Below are 284 nucleotides of genomic sequence, written 5' to 3'. Positions count from 1 at the left end.
GGTGCCCTGCTGACGTTCGTCCAGGCCGCTCGCCCGTTCCTCGCGAGCGGCGCCCGGATCTCCGTCACCGGCAGCATGGCCGCCGACTCCCCGTGGTTCGGTGCCGCCTCGCTCGGCGTGCAGAAGGCCGGCGTCCAGAACCTCGTGCGCAGCATCGACGCCACCCTCAAGGACGACGGCATCCGTGCCGTGTCCGTGACCGTGCGCGGCATGCTCGGCAAGGAGGGCGCCTTCACGCCCGACAACGTCGCGCTCGCGCTTCGCGCCGCGGTGGACCAGGACGA

Annotated in this window: 1 pseudogene; it reads left to right on the top strand. The window is 72.5% G+C overall.

Going from position 1 to position 284, the window contains the following annotated elements:
* Positions 1-284 (top strand): annotated as a pseudogene (locus ACOADB_RS17545) (short-chain dehydrogenase); the annotation flags it as partial.

Origin of the sequence: Nocardioides sp. CPCC 206348 (assembly GCF_048654705.1) — a bacterium.
Lineage (GTDB): Bacteria > Actinomycetota > Actinomycetes > Propionibacteriales > Nocardioidaceae > Nocardioides.
The sequence above is the reverse complement of the archived record's forward strand: the minus strand, read 5'-3'. Positions and strand labels throughout refer to the sequence as shown.